Here is a 15,982-nt window from a genome sequence, read left to right as displayed (position 1 = left end):
AAATTAAAGCAACTCTAAGAGGAAAGAAAAACCTATGTCATACGTAAATAGACCTGTAGATAACGTTGGTACTGAACCCGTGGTCGTAAATTCAGTGATGGAATACCACGATCGAGTACGTTGGGGCCCGATTTTTTCGGGTTTGGTAATTGCGATCGCCACACAACTGGTGTTAAGTGCATTGGGCGCTGCGATCGGGTTGAGCAGCATTGCTGGTTCAGGAGCTCCGCGCACTATTTCAGGAGACGTGGGTACCGGCGTCGGAATTTGGTCAATTATCAGTTTGTTAATTAGCTTAGCCCTTGGCGGTTGGGTAACTGCTCGCGCTTGCGGCCCGATGAACCGCAACACAGCGCTTTTGAACGGAGCAATTTTGTGGGCAACCACCTTAACAATCGGCTCTTGGCTGTTAGCAAATGGCGTGGCCGGCACTTTTGGCGTCATAGCTGCGAATGCGGGAGAAGCAATTAATCAAGCGCAGCAAAGCGGGGTCGATTTGCCGAACCAAGCGCCTAACGTAACTGCTCAGGATACTCGCAATATCGCTGGTAATGCTGCGAAAGCTGGTTGGTCGTTTTTGTTCGGCTCACTATTGGGTTTAGTTGCTTCGATGGTAGGAGCATCTGCCGGTGCACGCACTCCCCGGAATTACTCATAAAAGTTTCGTCAGACACGGAAAGTTCATATACATAGAAAGCACTTTTGTTAAGGTGCTTTTTTGTTGCTTTAATTCGTGAACTATTTTTTTTCTCGTTCCCAGGTTCTACCTTGGAACGCATTTCTTGAGGCTCTGCCTCCAGGTTTTTAAATGGAGGCAGAGCCTCTGGATCTTTGTTCCCAGGCAGAGCCCATTGGTGACAACTTAAGACTGAAACCATTGATAAATCTCGCCTTTAGCTAAGTCTAGATCCCCCTAAATCCCCCTTAAGAAGGGGGACTTTGAGAAGACTCTTGTCCCCCCCTTCTTAAGGGGAGTAGGGGTTGGCTAGGGGGGATCTGAGCTTAATACTCAAACAGCAGTCTGTGATTGGGTTTGACGTTAAGTTATCACGAATCGGCAGAGCCTGGTAACGAGTATAACGAGTACAAGAACGAGAAAAACGACAGAAAAAAGTGTGAGTCGCACCCTAGAAATTAAGCGCTGAAGTATTTGGCTGCTGGGTGATAGGTGATAATTGCGGTTGTTGATTGTTCGGGATAAAGTTGTTCGCTTTCATCCATGTACAGGTTGATACGATCGCACTTTAACAATTCCAGTTGCTTGTACTGATCCGCCATGTTCGGACAAGCAGGATAGCCGAAACTGTACCGCGAACCGCGATATCTTTGTGCCAGCATATCGCGAATGTTGTCCGGTTCCTCGCTACCAAATCCCAATTCCCGCCGAATTCGCGCGTGAGTCCATTCTGCTATTGCTTCCGCTGTCTGTACCGCTAACCCGTGAAAGTAGAGATAGTCGGTATATTGATTGTTAGCAAATAGCTTTTGCGCGTACTCTGTAGCAATTTCTCCCACTGTCGCTACTTGCATGGGAAATACATCGATTTTACCCGATTCTTTGGGCGCGAAGAAATCCGCAATGCACAGCCGGCGCGCCGATTTTTGCCGGGGAAATGTGAATGTTGCAGCCACAGGCAAGATGCCTGTGCCACTCTCTGTTCCAGCCACAGGCAAGATGCCTGTGCCACTCTCTGTTCCAGCCACAGGCAAGATGCCTGTGCCACTTTCTGTTCCAGCCACAGGCAAGATGCCTGTGCCACTTTCTTTTGTGGGGTGGGCATCTTGCCCGCCACTGATTATTGTTTGCCCGCCACTGATTATTGTTTGCCCGCCACTGATTATTGTTTGCCCGCCATTCATAATTTCCGGGTCGTACAAATGCAAAGAATTGCCTTCAGCTTGACAGGGAAAATACCCGTAAATTGCTTGCGGCTGCAGTAACTTTTTAGTGATAATTTTGTGTTTCCACTCTTCCAATATGGGATAAACTTTCTCAGCTAAGAAAGCATCGTATTCTTCCCGCGATTGGTCTTTTGGCTTGCGGAACTGCCACTGACCCGCAACTAAAGCTTGCAAATCTAAGTGCCAGAAAATCTCCTCAAATGGGATGTCTTCTCCCTGCAACAGTTTCGTTCCCCAGAAAGGAGGATTCGGGCGATCGATATCTGCTGCCACTGCTTCGGATCGCCTGGTATCTATCACCACAGGAGTGTCTGCTTTCTTCGCATCTTCTACAGAAGTTTCTGGCGAAGCTTTAGCTTCTTTAACCGCCCCATTATCATGCCCGATTTCATCTAAAAATCCTTGCAAGTCTTCCCATTTTCCAGCAGATTTGGCTGGCATGAGTTTGTCCATAAAGTGCAAGTCGGAAAACGCATCTTTGCCGTAAACGACTTTACCTTTGTAGGTATTTTGGCAGTCTTCATGTACAAACTTGGGAGTCAAAGCCGCGCCGCCCAAAATTACCGGAACTGTGATTCCTTTCTGGTTGAATACTTCCAGATTTTCTTTCATGAATGCGGTGGATTTTACCAGCAAGCCACTCATGGCAATACAGTCGGCTTTGTGCTTTTCGTAAGCTTCGATGATATTGTCAACTGACTGTTTAATTCCCAAGTTGATCACTCGGTAGCCGTTGTTTGATAGGATAATATCAACCAAGTTTTTGCCGATATCGTGAACGTCGCCTTTGACAGTAGCGATGATGAATGTGCCTTTGGCATTGTCCCCGGATTCGGACTTTTCCATGTGCGGTTCTAAATAGGCAACTGCCGCTTTCATTGTTTCTGCTGACTGCAATACAAAGGGTAGTTGCATTTGTCCCGAACCGAACAATTCTCCGACTACTTTCATCCCGTCTAGCAAGAAGGTATTGATAATGTGGAGGGGGGGATAGGTTTCTAAGGCTTTGGCGAGTTGGATGTCGAGCCCAATGCGTTCGCCGTCGATGATGTGCTGCTTGAGACGTTCTTCTACCGGGAGGCTTGCGTCTTCTGTACGATCGCGCTTGGTAGTTTTGCCCGCAAACACCGTTGTCAGGTCGCCCAAGGGGTCGTAAACGCAAATATCGCCGTCAAACTCCCGTTCGTCGTAAATCAGTTTACGGCAGATTTCTTGGTGTTTGGGGTCGATTTTAGCTAGGGGCAAAATCTTATTGGCGCTGACAATTGCCGAGTCCATCCCCGCTTGCATTGCTTCGTGCAAAAACATCGAATTCAAGACTTGCCGCGCCGCCGGATTCAAGCCGAAGGAAATGTTAGAAACTCCTAAAATTACGTGACATCCTGGCAATTCTTGGCGGATGCGGCGGATGGATTCGATGGTGGCTTTGCCGTTTTTTCTGTCTTCTTCTATCCCGGTAGAAATGGGCAAAGCTAGGGTGTCAAAAAAGATTTCTTCGGCGGGAATTCCGTAGGCGACGGCGGCGTTATAGGCGCGTTGGGCGATCGCAAATTTTTGGTCGGCAGTTCTCGCCATCCCGTCTTCGTCAATTGTACCAATAACTATGCCCGCGCCGTATTTTTTCGCCAACTCCAAAACTTGATAAAAACGCGGTTCTCCGTCTTCGTAGTTAGTGGAATTCAGCAAACATTTGCCGCCCGCAACTTTTAAACCGGCTTCCATCTTTTCCCATTCTGTGGAATCCAGCATTAAAGGGAGAGTTGCATTAGTCACAACGCGGGAAACTAATTCTTTCATGTCTCGCACGCCGTCGCGGCCGACATAATCAACGTTAACATCAAGAATGTGCGCGCCTTCTCGCACTTGTTCCCTCGCCATTGCTACTAAACCGTCCCAGTCTTCAGCGTTTAGCAAATCGCGGCATTTTTTGGAACCGCTGGCGTTGAGTCTTTCGCCGACAATTAAGAAGGAATTCTCTTGTTCGTAGGGTTGGGCGGTGTAAATTGAAGCGGCGGATGGTTCCCAAGTAATTTCGCGGATTTTGGGTTTAAGAGTTTTGCCAATTTCTGATAGTTCGCGGATGTGATCGTAGCGGGTTCCGCAGCAGCCGCCGATGACTTGCACGCCTAAGTCTTCGACAAAGCGCATCAAGGCCATTTTTAATTCTATTGGCGTGAGTTTGTAGTGCGCGTGGCCGCCGATGTTTTCGGGTAAACCGGCGTTGGGAACGCAGGAAACGACGAAGGGTGAATGTTCGGAAAGGTATTTGACGTGTTCGGCCATGCGATCGGGCCCGGTGGCACAATTTAATCCTAAGATATCTATGGGGTACGGCTGCAAAATTGCGAGGGCGGCGCTGATGTCGGAACCGACTAACATTGTGCCGGTGGCTTCCATTGTGACTGATACCATTAACGGAATTCGCGCACCTTTTTTCTTAAATACTTCCTCAATAGCATTTAATGCTGATTTAATTTGCAGCACATCTTGACAAGTTTCGACAATAAATAAGTCAACGCCGCCGTCATAAAGTCCTTCTGCTTGTTCGGCAAAAGCGGTGGTGAGTGTGTCGAAATCGATGTGTCCTAATGTGGGCAATTTGGTGCCTGGCCCGATCGATCCTGCGACAAATCGAGGTTTTTCTGGCGTGGAAAATTCGGCGGCGATACCCTTGGCGAGTTCGGCGGCTGTTTTGTTGAGATAATATGCTTTGTCTGCCAAATCGTACTCGGCGAGAACGATGGAAGCGCCGCCAAAGGTGTCTGTTTCGATGACATCGGCCCCTGCTTCGAGGAATCCCCGGTGCACGTTGGCGACGGCTTCCGGCTTGGTGTGGACGAGATATTCGTTGCAGCCTTCGTATTCTTTCCCGCCGAAGTCTTCTGCGGTGAGGTTTTGGACTTGCAGGTTGGTTCCCATTGCGCCGTCGAAGACGATGACGGGGCGCGAGGGGTGGTGGAGTCGATCGAGGAATCTGCTATTCATAAGCGGTCAAAAAAAACGCAGGTGCTATATATTTACAATTTTATCTATTGTGCAATATTGTCAACAATTATGTGACTGTTGGCAAATGGCTAATGACTATGCCGATTTGAGATTTGGGATTGGGGATTTTGAATAAAAAAAAACCAGCCCCCGGATTCATTCCCACGCGCAGGCTGACTGATGGGGACAATCCCCAATCTCAAATCCGATGACAATAGTTCGATCGTACCTGTAAGTGTGCGGGAAATGTCAGATTATTTCGAGGATGCTGTTGTGCGTGGAGATTTGGGGGAGAAGCGGGTGATTATCGGCTGCGAGGGGTTTTTCCGCTTAACTGTTGAGGATTTTTGCGAAAATGCGATCGAAATAATTAAACGAGTGATGTTAAAGGGCGATCGAATTCTCGGCTATCTTGTAATTATGCTGATAAGTGCGATCGCGATCGCTACTCCTGGTACAAGCCATTGTTTGAATGTTTCTTCTAATAATAAACGAAATTGGCTCAGATTCCATTGGCTGTTCATCAAAAGTCTCCTTGATGCAGTGAACCGATAGCTGATTGAATGGTAAGTGACAAAGAAGCGATAGCGAATGGAATTAAGTCAGTACGTGCAAAGCTATCCTTCGGGATAACTCGAAAAATTCACGAATTGGGTTTTGAGATCGTATTAAGGATGTAGAAACAACCAATATTACTACATCAAGAAAATTATGACGTTATACCAAGTGCAAAATCAATGGGGTGGCTCATCTGCTCCTTGGAATGAAGGTGGTACATGGGTAATCGGTAGTCGTCCTAACCAAAACGTTGTCGCTATCAATGTTAAGTCTGTTGATGGCGGACAAACCCTCAACGGCACCATGACCTATGCTGGAGAAGGGCCGATTGGCTTTCGAGCTACCCGCTCTGGCAGTAATACTTACACAGTTGAGAACCAATGGGGAGGGGCTGCTGCACCTTGGAATCCAGGAGGCGATTGGGTGATCGGTTCCCGCACTAACCAGAATGTGGTCGAACTAAACCTAAAATCTGATGACGGTGGTAAAACTCTGACTGGCAGCATGACCTATGCTGGAGAAGGGCCGATTGGCTTTCGAGCTACCTTCTTTAGTAATATTTACACGGTTGAGAACCAATGGGGAGGGACTACCGCGCCTTGGAATCCAGGAGGTGAATGGGCGATCGGTGGTCGCACTAACCAGAACGTTGTCGCTATCAATGTTAAGTCTGTTGATGGCGGACAAACCCTCAACGGCACCATGACCTATGCTGGAGAAGGGCCGATTGGCTTTCGAGCTACCCGCTCTGACAGTAATACTTACACAGTTGAGAACCAATGGGGAGGGGCTACTGCACCTTGGAATCCAGGAGGCAAATGGGTGATCGGTTCCCGCGCTAACCAAAATGTGGTCGAACTAAACCTAAAATCTGATGACGGTGGTAAAACTCTGACTGGCAGCATGACTTATGCTGGAGAAGGGCCGATTGGGTTCAAGGGGCAACGAAAATCCTGAACCCCTTTGAATTTAAGCTTTTGGCTCGGTTTGCCTACAGAGATATTTCAGCTTATTGACACCAAAGCTTGACCTGACGGGACAAGAACAATCGGTCAACCCCACACGCAGTAAAGGGTTGACCGATTGTTTTCAAAAAAAATAGGTTTCCTATTGCAATTGTCAGTTGGGCAAAAACTCTCGAATCGATCGATCCCAATCTAATTGACCGTCATCCACTAGCAAGCCGATAGTCATGGCGGTGAGGGCTTTGGTGCAAGAGGCAATGGGGAAACGGTTTCCGGTGTAACGGGTAAATTCTGCTCTACATTTCTTAATCCGAAGCCTTCACAGAGGATGATTTGGTCATTTTGTACGATCGCGATCGCCACTCCTGACACCTGCCATTGTTTGAGTGTTTCTTCTACGAATGAACGGAATTCGCTCTGATGATTTTTTTGAGTTTTAGGATTTATTGGGTAGATAGATGCACCCACAAACCTATAAAAACAGAAGCCTTTCAAATTAAGAATTTACAAACTTTCCAAACCTTCCTTAACCTCCCCACGAGCAGGGTAAAACAAATACTGACTCAAAGCATTGCGATAACTCTGCACAGCACCCCCCACATCCCCCAACCCCGACAACGCTCTACCACACCAGTAATGTGCAACACCGGGATTAAAACTCATCAATTCCAGAGCGCCAACGCACCCCTTCTCCAACCAACCCCGACACTTCTCCTCCTCACCCAAAACCCGATAACTCTCACCCAACCACACCGCCGCAGGTACAGATTGCAAGCAACCCCCCCCTTCTAATAACAACAGCCAACCTTGCTCCAACACTTCCACTGCCTCCCGGTGTCGCCCCGCCAGCGCCAACACCCGCCCATGTCGGAACCAAGCATCAGCTAACTGCGGCTGTAGCTGCATTCCCCGCGCAGACAACGCACATCCGCGCTCCATCTCTTGAAAATGTTCCACCAGCACCCGTCCCGCCGTCGCCCAGACACTCCAGCGCTCTGGAAACCGCTCCAACATCTCTTCCACCAAAGGTTTGAGCTCATCTCCTCTCCCCGCCACAGGTAAAATCTCGCACAGCGCCCGATAAATTTCCCCATCATTGGGATACAACCGATACGCCTTCAGCATCGCTTCCGCCCCAGTAATAGAATTCCCCGTGCGGAAGAGACATCGCCCATAGAAATACCAGCCACCAAGATTAAGCGGATGCTGTTCAACAAACTCCTGCAAAACAGCTACCCCTTTTTTCCACTCCCCGCGAAACAGGTGGTACTGGGCCAGCGAATCATGAACATAAGCAGCATTGGGAGCAATTCGCAGCATCGTCTGAATCATTTGCTTTGTCCGCTTACCTTCCTCACCCCCAACTAATCCCGTACCACAGCGACTATCCGCCAGCAGTTTGAGACTCCGCAAATCCTGGGGAAACACCTCCAGCACTCGCTGCAAACGTTGTTCCGCTTCCTGAAAGTTCCCCAACATCATCAACGCATCGTAGCTGTGACTATTAGCTACAACGTCATTCGGATTCAGTTGCAAAACCGTATCAAAAGCTTGCAACGCTGCAATGGGAGCCTCTTTTTCCAAATAAATCAATCCCAGAGCCAGCCAGTGAGCCGTATTCTCTGGTTCTAGGAATGTTGCTTGTTCAAAAGACACCGCCGCCTGCTCAATACAACGGCGACACACTGCAATTAATCCATTAATATGATGTCCGACTGCTTCGTTGTCAGATAAACTTTTAGCCGTTTCATAAACTGCAATTGCTTCTGTCTCTTTCCCCATCAACTGCAAGATTTTTCCCAATAGCAATTTCACATCAATTAATTGAGGTTGCCGTTGTAGCACTTGGCGATATTCTTCCACTGCTTGCTGCCAGTTGCCCATTGCATATAGCAGTTCGGCTAATTCCCTTCGTTTCTTCCATCCCGTGGGATGCTGCTCCACGTATTTACTTAATGTTTTAAGCTTAATATCTTGCCTTGTGAGTTTCTCATCTAAAACTAGATAAGCATTCATTTCCACCCCGGTAGGCTGATTAAGCTGTACCAGGCAAGTAGCAGTGACTCTAGACATATTGGAGTAAACCTATTATAGTTAATGGCTTGTAAATGCACCCCAATATCGGCAACACTTTCCTTTTAAGGTATGTTGTTGCGCTTTAGCGCTCTTATCTGAGTTTTCATAAGAGCGCTAAAGCGCAACAACGTACCAAACTCGCCCCTACAATCAGACTTGAAAAGCTCTGTATTCTGTAAGATTTCGGAATTATCTCCAACTCAAAAGGCTGGATGAGCTATATCTCGTATGTAACAGTGAATCAAGATAAGTAGTTGTTACCCTATAATCAATTGGCTGTTGCACATACTCTTCTACCCTCAACTTTTCGCAGCCAGATGTCGCCGGCTCATCCGACTTCGGTTCCTCGACTTCTGCCGTATCCAAACCTAAACGATAATTGTGCAACTGCTTTTGCAGAATCTCTCGTGCCAGTTGGATGCGTTTCCGCACATTATTTTCAGAAAGAGCCAATTTTTTGGCAATATCTCGGTAAGGCATCTCCTCATACCACCGCAAAATGGAAGGGTCTCGCAGTTTGGCAGGTAGACTATTAATAGCACGGCGTATGTGTTGGCTCGTTTCCTGACGGAGCATGGCAGCTTCGGGTGATTCGCTGCTACCACCAATTCCCTCATCTTCGGAAATATTTTCAATGTTCTCGACACCCTTTGCACCTTTCTTGCGTTCTCGATGTATATCCATGCAGATGTTATGGGTTAGTCGAGCCAGCCAAGCTTTAGGATAAGTAATTGTGCCAGCGAAAGAAGGCATTTTTTCCCAGGCTTTTTGCCTTGCTCGACTCAGTGCTTCTTCTGCCTCTACCCGATCGCCTCCCATCCATGTTTGACAGCAACGGTAGAGATAATCTTGATGCCATATCCATAACTGCCAGAATGCTCTTTTGTCGCCTTGAGACAGGCATTTTAATAGGAGTTGCTCGTCTAACTTTGTCTCACTTGTGGCTTTTTGAGCGATCAGGGAACGAAATCGGTGGAGAGTTACATTCGTTGTTACATTCTCTGTCAAGCTTTCTTTATCTAGCATCAAGTTGTTCCTTCACTAGGAGAGCATTGGCTGAACAAGCTTACAGTCCAGTCTGCCTCTTCTCCTCGCTGTAAACAATCGCAGTTTTCGCAGTTAAGATCCGAAGTTAAGGATTTTTCCTCCTCAAATTCCCACCCCATACCACCCGTAGGGGTGTAAAAGTTGGAAAATTTAGTGGCTACCCTTCTATGGCGGGACAATAAACTTCTTTGGAGAAAGGGGTCTATAACCAAAATGTCCCGTTTTAGGTGGGTAGCCAATTTAGCAACCTCATGAGCCAAACTTGCTCAAATTCGGAAAAATTTCTTACAATTAGGGAAAATACTCTATTATTTCTGTGGTTTAGCTTAACTAACGGCTCTTAAGCTATTTATTTACTTAAGTTCCCGGCTAATACCGTAGGATGGCCAACGATTTTGGGTGCAAAGGAGAGGAATGGAAAGCTGTTCCTAGATTTTTTCAATTTAAAAGTTAAATGTACGCTAGCTTAAGTTGAATAACCCCATGTATCAGCCTAAATACAGACGCAGGCGCGGTGTCATCCTTACCCCTCAAGGATCGAGCAAACTTCAGAAAGCGAAATCTGAGGCGGAATTTAAAGAAAACTGTGGCTACCGGTACACTCTTGAAAAGTTGAGCGATCGCACTGGCTTAGCTGTAGATACCTTGCTCCGGGTCAATAATGGCTCTACTACCGTTGATAAGCAAACCCTCAAGCGCTATTTCAGGGCTTTTAATCTAATTCTGGATCCCTCTGATTATTCTTGGCCAGAAACTCAGATTAAAGAAGTTGAACCCGATCGTGTAGATGTAAAACCAGAATTACCGGGGGGTCAAGTACCTCTCGATTCGGCGTTTTATGTAGAACGCCCTCCCATTGAATCTCGCACCTGCGAAGCGATTTTGCAACCAGGTGCCTTAATTCGCATCAAAGCTCCCCAACTAATGGGTAAAACTTCCTTGATGGCAAGAATCCTGGAACGGGGGAGAAAAGAGGGCTATCAAACAGTGGTGTTGAATCTCAAGCTGGCTGATGAAAAAGTATTCACCAATCTGGATCGATTCTTGCAATGGTTTTGTGCTTGCGTGAGTCGGAGCTTGAAGCTACCGAACAAACTAGCAGACTATTGGGATGAGATGTTTGGTAGCAACTATAACACCACAGATTATTTTGAGAATTATTTATTAGCTCAAATCGATTCACCGCTGGTACTCGCCCTAGATGATGTCGATCGCCTTTTCACTCACCCCGAAATTGCCTCTGACTTTTTTAGTCTGCTGCGAGCTTGGTACGAAAAAGGAAAGTATGGCGATCGCAATAGTAATATCTGGCAGAAACTTCGGTTAGTAGTAGTACACTCGACAGAAGTTTCTATTCCCCTCAATATCAATCAATCCCCATTAAATCTAGGGCTGTCAGTTGAAATACCTGATTTTACCAGCGCTCAAGTGCAAGATTTAGCACTTCGGCATGGATTGAATTTGCCAATACAGGATGTAGAGAAACTAATAAATTTTGTGGGTGGAAATCCCCATTTAATCCGATTGGCTTTATATCATATTTGGGCGCAGGATATCTCGCAGGAACAAATGTGGCAAATAGCACAAGTGTGGAAAATTGTCACCAAACTTTATATTATTCCCTATATTCCTCCTCTACACCCTAATCTTATCCGGTAAAAATCCGCTTCTAGAAATCGAACCGGATACCTGTTTCTACATCCAGAATTAAGCTTTATTCAGAAGCAAAAATTTTGACTTAGAAACAGACCCGCCGCCGGATTTGGGTGTAGAGTCTGACTACACAAATTATTATCTAAATAAGTTCACAATCTATTCTTCCCTTGGCGTTCCCGAACTTTGGAGATAGCGCGGGCAAACCTTAGAACTATATCAGCTTGTAGAGGGAAAATACGATCGTGCTGCTCAAAGTTTAGCTTTTCCATTTTTGGCGATCGCAGAAGTACCCGGATTTATTGAACAAAGCAGGGCGATCGGACAAAGAGCAGCCGTCAGTTGATTTCGGACAAGAATTAGAGAAATTTTGCCACATAGCGAGGAATAAAAGATGCACAATAGATACGCATCAACTCTATATTTAGCGTGTATATGGCGCACATTTTCGCTATAAATAGCGCCTCACACTCTAGAAAAGATATATCATCATTATTTCTTTCTCATCCTTCTCTGGGAACCTCTTTTAGGCAGTCGCTTAATTTCTGTTTCGCCTCCTTGAAATTCTACTTCTTCTCTAATTTCTACAGTGACACTTTTAACATCGCTTTCGGTCATTTCTTCCTTTTCATCAATTTCCTCATAATCCGGTAGATTTTCTATTAACTGCACGTCCAACCCAGCAGCTTGAACGGACAATTCTTCGATTTTTTTACTAATTTCAACTTCTCCAATCCCCTGCTCAATTTCCGCCGCCACTAAATCTTCCTCGAAAGCAGGAAAATCATCAAGTTCTTGACTAATTGCAGTTTCTCTGATTTCCTTTTCTACTAGCTGCATGGATAACTGCTGCTTTTCCCTTGACAATTCATCAACCTTAGTTCCAAGCATTCTAATCTGTTCGTTGAGAACGCGAATTTCTCGGTTTTGCTGCTGAATCATTTCTTCGGCATCAGCAAGAGTTCGATTTCTCTCTAATATAACCTCATTTTTAGTTTCTAATTCCAAAGCGCTCATAGCCGCTTTAATTACATTATAAAAATGTGGCTTAGATACATCAACTTGTTTAGCATTATGACGACTTTTTCCCAAAAGTCCAATCTTTTGTCCTTGCTTAACAGCCAAAACAAAACCTTGATGATTTTTTATTTTTAATTCTTTGACAAAATCCACTTGAACTAAACTGCAAATATATTTGTGACAGTCAAAATAAAATTCTGCTTTCATCAAAAAGCACCCCTTTCTGCTACAGTCCCGCAGAATTATAGCATGAACAGAGTTTTTGCGGGAAATAAAAAGAAATAAATAATCGATCGCCCATTTGGGTCAAAACTAAATTTCATCATCAACAACATCTTCCGGCAACTCTACCACACCCGCAATCAACTTCCAACAAGGGTCATCTCCCTCCCAATCATCGGGCCGCCAAGGCATACTCAAACTCACTGTTACCAAACAAGCTTTTTGCGGTTGATACCCCAATTCTAACTTTCTAATAAACACCGGATCTGTAATTGTTGCAGTCAATCTTTGACCATGCTGCGTGACAATAGATCCTTCCCATTTATTACCACCTTCAAATCTTTGACTTAGCTTTTTTACCGTAAATCTTACTGCTTTGACTAATTGCAAAGTTAGGCGATCGCACATTGGCAAAGACTGCATATATGCCACCGTAACATATCGCAAATCGTTGTGCAAAATATATTCTTGACTCTGGCAATATTTCAGCAAATATGCTGACGGAACTTTCCCTACTTGCCGCCATTTTCCCGGTAAAACAGAAAGATTTTCACACTCAAAGCCAAAGTCCGGCCCCGTCTTTGCCAGAGGAATTTCTAGAACATCTAACAACGCGGGTTCAAGTCTATTTATCTGCCGCATTTCTTTAGGAATTTGGCCCTCTGGTAAGTCGGAAACAGGACGCACCCACTTACCTTGAAGTTCATTAATTCCGGCGATGCACCTGTCGCCGCGTTTCCAGGAATTAGCGAGACAAATTATCCGAGTCATTCGATTTTAGATTTTAGATTTTAGATTTTAGATTTTAGATTCATCCCACCATTATCTAATCTTTTCACTAAATCAAAGATGATTAATTGTGACATTTTTCCACTTCTCGCTGAGATATTCAGCAACTAAGCGGCGGTGACAATTATGAGGTTTTGGTTCGCTACAAAGCAGACACCCGCAGTCTAAAATATCCGATGAAACCTTGTGTTCAATTTGTCGATCGCCCATTAAGCCCAAAAACTTCTGTTCATAAACCTCCCAATCTCCCTTTTTCTTTTTATAATCATCCAAAATATCTTGAGTTGGCGCTAAATCCAGAATGTGAAGGTACTCAATATTGCCAATGGTTCGCAAAAAATACTCTAAATCTTTCCGCTTAGCAAAACCCGCCAACTGCGATACATTATTCAGCCGCGTATCTATCACCCTGCGGACTCCCGCTTTCATCAAAGTATCAAAAAACTGCTCGGCGCTTTTTTGAGTAAAACCAATTGTAAATAAATTAATTGCTTTCTTTTGTGACATAAGCGATTTCCAATCCGTGACGATAATAAGCTGTTTCTAAATCTACTATTTCCTGTTTAACTTGAGGCTCTAATTCAAACAAGCTTAGCTGAATTGGCTCATTATTTTTTTTGCCTTTGTTAAACTTGCTCAAAAGTCTTTCTTCTAAATGCTCGTGCGATTCTAATTTTCCATCGGAAAGAATGTGATGAATTTGTAAATTAAATTCTCTGAGTTTCTGGCAAACTAAAATAGTCCTATGACAAGTAATCGGGTCTTTTTCCGCACACATTAAACAGATTTTATAATTGGCTGCGCCTTTGAGCAAGCGCTGAATTCCTTCGGAAAATAGAGGAGTTGCTGCTATGCGATCGTATAAAGCTTTGCCGCTAGTATCGTAACAGCTTAAATCCTCTGGTCTCGCGCCCAACTCTTTGCCTAAAAAAACATATTGAATGCCAACACTTGACAGAGAAACTTTAATTTCGGATTTATTAAAATGAGGTAAATAGCGGCTAAAAGGATGCGATCGCACGTCCGCAACCGCCGTAATGCCATGTTTTTGCAGCAGCAAAACAAACGCTTCAATACTTAGATTGGAGTGTCCGATCGTAAATAATTCCATTGCTTCGATCTTACTATGCAGTCTTTGCCTTGCGGATGAAAGTTTGTGTAGCCCAATTTTTGCAATTGGTAGACTTCAAGCTGTAGGTTTCTTTAGCAACTTTTGAATTACAAGTTGCACAGCCAGCAGCATCAAACCCAAAGATGCAAAAGCAAAAACACCCGCGCCCAAAGCCACAATTCCCATGACTAAAGTTCGCACAGCCGCGCCAATGTTAATCGCAGTCACATTGTCAGAATGAATGGGGGAATTTGCAAAAGTTTGGACTATAGACAAAGTTAGCGCGTACAAAGCCGCCGCAAACCCGCCCGCAATCAGGGAACCCATCACGCACCGCAAAATCGTCGGCGGCGTGGAAGATGCAGAGGTTGCATCTCCAGCCGAACTAAGAGGTTTAGAAGTAGAATTTGGATTAGTTAAATCAGTCATGGCGATTTTAGATTTTAGATTTTAGATTTTAGATTTCTGGTTAATTCACCAAAACTAAAATCGGTGTTGCATGACATATTATCAGTTCTTCGATCTCAATAGACTCTGCGAAAAGTTAGATTAATCTTTACCCTCGCCTGTTAGACAGGTTTAACGGGCGATGGCGATCGCACCCTCTTCGAGTTACACCCTCGAAATCGGCGGTTTCGTCTCGTTTCCCTCCGAAAAAATCTGAATCCCAGTATTGCTAAACTGTGCTACCCAAAAATCCAAATCTGGAGAAGCGATCGCACTTTTAACCCGTTCCAAAACCTGCTGAGCCTGCTCTGAAGACTCTGCCAGCGCAAACACCGTCGGCCCGGAACCCGACATCATCGTTCCCAAAGCCCCCGCCGACTCAAAAGCCTGCCGCAACTGCAACACCTGCGGGTACACAGGTAAAGCAACTTTTTCTAAATCGTTGTGCAGTAATTGACCAATTTTCGATCGATCTTTTTGGGCGATCGCCCCCACCATCGGGCCCGAATGCAGCCGTTGCCGACGGCACACCAAATCTTCCGCTGCACAATAGGAACTACTGAACTGCTGGCGATAAGTTTGATACGACCATGCCGTAGAAATACTGAGGTTGCGGTACTTTGCCAAAACCACAAAAAAGCCACCCAAATCAGGCAGTGGCGACAGTTGATCTCCGCGACCAGTTGCCAAAGCCGTACCTCCCGCAATGCAAAAAGGCACATCCGAACCCAAAGTTCCCCCCAACTCTTGCAACTCCGACTGAGTAAGTCCCAATTGCCACAGCAAATCCATCCCGACTAAAACCGCAGCCGCATTGGCCGAACCGCCTGCAAGCCCCGCCGCCACTGGAATCTGCTTGTGAATGGCAATCTCGACTCCGCCGTATTTCGCCAAAGCATCGGGGAATTGCTTCGCCAACAAATCCGCCGCCCGGTAGGCCAGGTTATTCTTATCAGGAGGGACTTGCGGGTGATCGCAGCGCACGCGAATCGTGTCCGTACCGATCGCGCGCAAGTCAATTCGATCGGCTAAATCTATGCTTTGAAGTACCATCGCCAGTTCGTGGAATCCGTCGGGGCGATCGCCTATGATTTCCAGATACAGATTGATTTTTGCTGAAGCTAGCAGAGAATATGAACGCATAGGTGATTAAGCCGCAGGTGAAAGAAACCCCTGGTTGAAATTAATTGACACCAGTCAGAGTCCA

General features: G+C 45.6%; 13 protein-coding genes and 1 pseudogene. 4 read left to right on the top strand and 10 right to left on the bottom strand.

The features are described from left to right. Positions 1–34: 34 nt before the first annotated feature. Entirely contained in the window at positions 35–658 is a 624-nt protein-coding gene (locus QUB26_RS01175) for a hypothetical protein (RefSeq protein WP_333240500.1), read from the top strand. Positions 659–1,134: 476 nt separating this feature from the next. Here the strand turns inward: QUB26_RS01175 and metH are convergent, their stop codons facing one another. Further along, complete coding sequence (metH, locus tag QUB26_RS01170; protein ID WP_333316202.1) at positions 1,135–4,887, bottom strand: methionine synthase; 3,753 nt, start codon at positions 4,885–4,887, stop codon at positions 1,135–1,137. A 180-nt stretch (positions 4,888–5,067) separates the two neighbouring features. Here metH and QUB26_RS01165 point away from each other — a divergent pair, with 180 nt between their 5' ends. Together QUB26_RS01165 and QUB26_RS01160 are read left to right on the top strand one after the other, a co-directional pair. After that, positions 5,068–5,442 carry a hypothetical protein gene (locus QUB26_RS01165; protein WP_333240495.1) on the top strand — a complete coding sequence of 125 codons (375 nt, stop codon included), beginning with the start codon at positions 5,068–5,070 and terminating at the stop codon, positions 5,440–5,442. A 156-nt stretch (positions 5,443–5,598) separates the two neighbouring features. Continuing rightward, on the top strand, positions 5,599–6,402 hold the full coding sequence (locus QUB26_RS01160; protein WP_333206283.1) for a lectin OAA family protein: 804 nt from the start codon (positions 5,599–5,601) through the stop codon (positions 6,400–6,402). A 162-nt stretch (positions 6,403–6,564) separates the two neighbouring features. Here the strand turns inward: QUB26_RS01160 and QUB26_RS31925 are convergent. The 3 genes and pseudogenes from QUB26_RS31925 to QUB26_RS01145 form a co-directional block, all read right to left on the bottom strand. Next, a pseudogene (locus tag QUB26_RS31925) lies at positions 6,565–6,773 on the bottom strand (serine hydrolase domain-containing protein). A gap of 141 nt (positions 6,774–6,914) precedes the next feature. Further along, the gene (locus QUB26_RS01150; RefSeq protein ID WP_333316200.1) at positions 6,915–8,483 is read right to left on the bottom strand and encodes a tetratricopeptide repeat protein; all 1,569 of its coding nucleotides are present in this window, start codon (positions 8,481–8,483) and stop codon (positions 6,915–6,917) included. A gap of 192 nt (positions 8,484–8,675) precedes the next feature. After that, a complete protein-coding gene (locus QUB26_RS01145) occupies positions 8,676–9,512 on the bottom strand; it encodes a sigma-70 family RNA polymerase sigma factor (protein ID WP_333247784.1) in 837 nt (278 codons plus the stop codon). Positions 9,513–10,016: 504 nt separating this feature from the next. Between QUB26_RS01145 and QUB26_RS01140 the strand changes: the two genes are divergently transcribed. After that, positions 10,017–11,192, top strand: coding sequence for an AAA-like domain-containing protein (locus QUB26_RS01140; protein WP_333240483.1), 1,176 nt, complete (start codon positions 10,017–10,019; stop codon positions 11,190–11,192). Positions 11,193–11,678: 486 nt separating this feature from the next. Here QUB26_RS01140 and QUB26_RS01135 read toward each other — a convergent pair whose 3' ends face one another. From QUB26_RS01135 to ispE, 6 genes are all read right to left on the bottom strand, one after another. Further along, the gene (locus QUB26_RS01135) at positions 11,679–12,413 is read right to left on the bottom strand and encodes a hypothetical protein (protein WP_333240480.1); all 735 of its coding nucleotides are present in this window, start codon (positions 12,411–12,413) and stop codon (positions 11,679–11,681) included. 105 nt (positions 12,414–12,518) lie between these two features. After that, positions 12,519–13,199: a dual OB domain-containing protein gene (locus QUB26_RS01130; protein ID WP_333240478.1), complete on the bottom strand. Its 681-nt coding sequence runs from the start codon at positions 13,197–13,199 to the stop codon at positions 12,519–12,521. A 72-nt stretch (positions 13,200–13,271) separates the two neighbouring features. Further along, entirely contained in the window at positions 13,272–13,724 is a 453-nt protein-coding gene (locus QUB26_RS01125; protein ID WP_333240476.1) for a DUF488 domain-containing protein, read from the bottom strand. Then, positions 13,702–14,328 (bottom strand): DUF488 domain-containing protein, encoded by a 627-nt coding sequence (locus QUB26_RS01120; RefSeq protein WP_333316198.1) that lies wholly within the window; start codon positions 14,326–14,328, stop codon positions 13,702–13,704. The genes QUB26_RS01125 and QUB26_RS01120 overlap by 23 nt, the downstream gene beginning before the upstream one ends. 75 nt (positions 14,329–14,403) lie before the next feature. Continuing rightward, the gene (locus tag QUB26_RS01115; protein WP_333039267.1) at positions 14,404–14,757 is read right to left on the bottom strand and encodes a DUF3082 domain-containing protein; all 354 of its coding nucleotides are present in this window, start codon (positions 14,755–14,757) and stop codon (positions 14,404–14,406) included. Between the two features lie 183 nt (positions 14,758–14,940). Continuing rightward, the gene (gene ispE / locus QUB26_RS01110) at positions 14,941–15,918 is read right to left on the bottom strand and encodes a 4-(cytidine 5'-diphospho)-2-C-methyl-D-erythritol kinase (protein ID WP_333240472.1); all 978 of its coding nucleotides are present in this window, start codon (positions 15,916–15,918) and stop codon (positions 14,941–14,943) included. Positions 15,919–15,982: the final 64 nt, after the last annotated feature.

The sequence above is a fragment of the Microcoleus sp. B4-C1 genome (genome assembly GCF_036705285.1).
Lineage (GTDB): Bacteria > Cyanobacteriota > Cyanobacteriia > Cyanobacteriales > Microcoleaceae > Microcoleus.
This window is presented reverse-complemented; position numbering and strand designations above follow the sequence as displayed.

Excerpts from the sequence above, each read along its gene's own strand:
- QUB26_RS01165 (WP_333240495.1), top strand. The coding sequence starts at position 5,068 with ATGGGGACAATCCCCAATCTCAAATCCGATGACAATAGTTCGATCGTA.
- ispE (WP_333240472.1), bottom strand. The coding sequence starts at position 15,918 with ATGCGTTCATATTCTCTGCTAGCTTCAGCAAAAATCAATCTGTATCTG.
- QUB26_RS01145 (WP_333247784.1), bottom strand. The coding sequence starts at position 9,512 with ATGCTAGATAAAGAAAGCTTGACAGAGAATGTAACAACGAATGTAACT.
- QUB26_RS01120 (WP_333316198.1), bottom strand. The coding sequence starts at position 14,328 with ATGGAATTATTTACGATCGGACACTCCAATCTAAGTATTGAAGCGTTT.
- QUB26_RS01150 (WP_333316200.1), bottom strand. The coding sequence starts at position 8,483 with ATGTCTAGAGTCACTGCTACTTGCCTGGTACAGCTTAATCAGCCTACC.
- metH (WP_333316202.1), bottom strand. The coding sequence starts at position 4,887 with ATGAATAGCAGATTCCTCGATCGACTCCACCACCCCTCGCGCCCCGTC.
- QUB26_RS01125 (WP_333240476.1), bottom strand. The coding sequence starts at position 13,724 with ATGTCACAAAAGAAAGCAATTAATTTATTTACAATTGGTTTTACTCAA.
- QUB26_RS01160 (WP_333206283.1), top strand. The coding sequence starts at position 5,599 with ATGACGTTATACCAAGTGCAAAATCAATGGGGTGGCTCATCTGCTCCT.
- QUB26_RS01135 (WP_333240480.1), bottom strand. The coding sequence starts at position 12,413 with ATGAAAGCAGAATTTTATTTTGACTGTCACAAATATATTTGCAGTTTA.
- QUB26_RS01175 (WP_333240500.1), top strand. The coding sequence starts at position 35 with ATGTCATACGTAAATAGACCTGTAGATAACGTTGGTACTGAACCCGTG.
- QUB26_RS01130 (WP_333240478.1), bottom strand. The coding sequence starts at position 13,199 with ATGACTCGGATAATTTGTCTCGCTAATTCCTGGAAACGCGGCGACAGG.
- QUB26_RS01115 (WP_333039267.1), bottom strand. The coding sequence starts at position 14,757 with ATGACTGATTTAACTAATCCAAATTCTACTTCTAAACCTCTTAGTTCG.
- QUB26_RS01140 (WP_333240483.1), top strand. The coding sequence starts at position 10,017 with ATGTATCAGCCTAAATACAGACGCAGGCGCGGTGTCATCCTTACCCCT.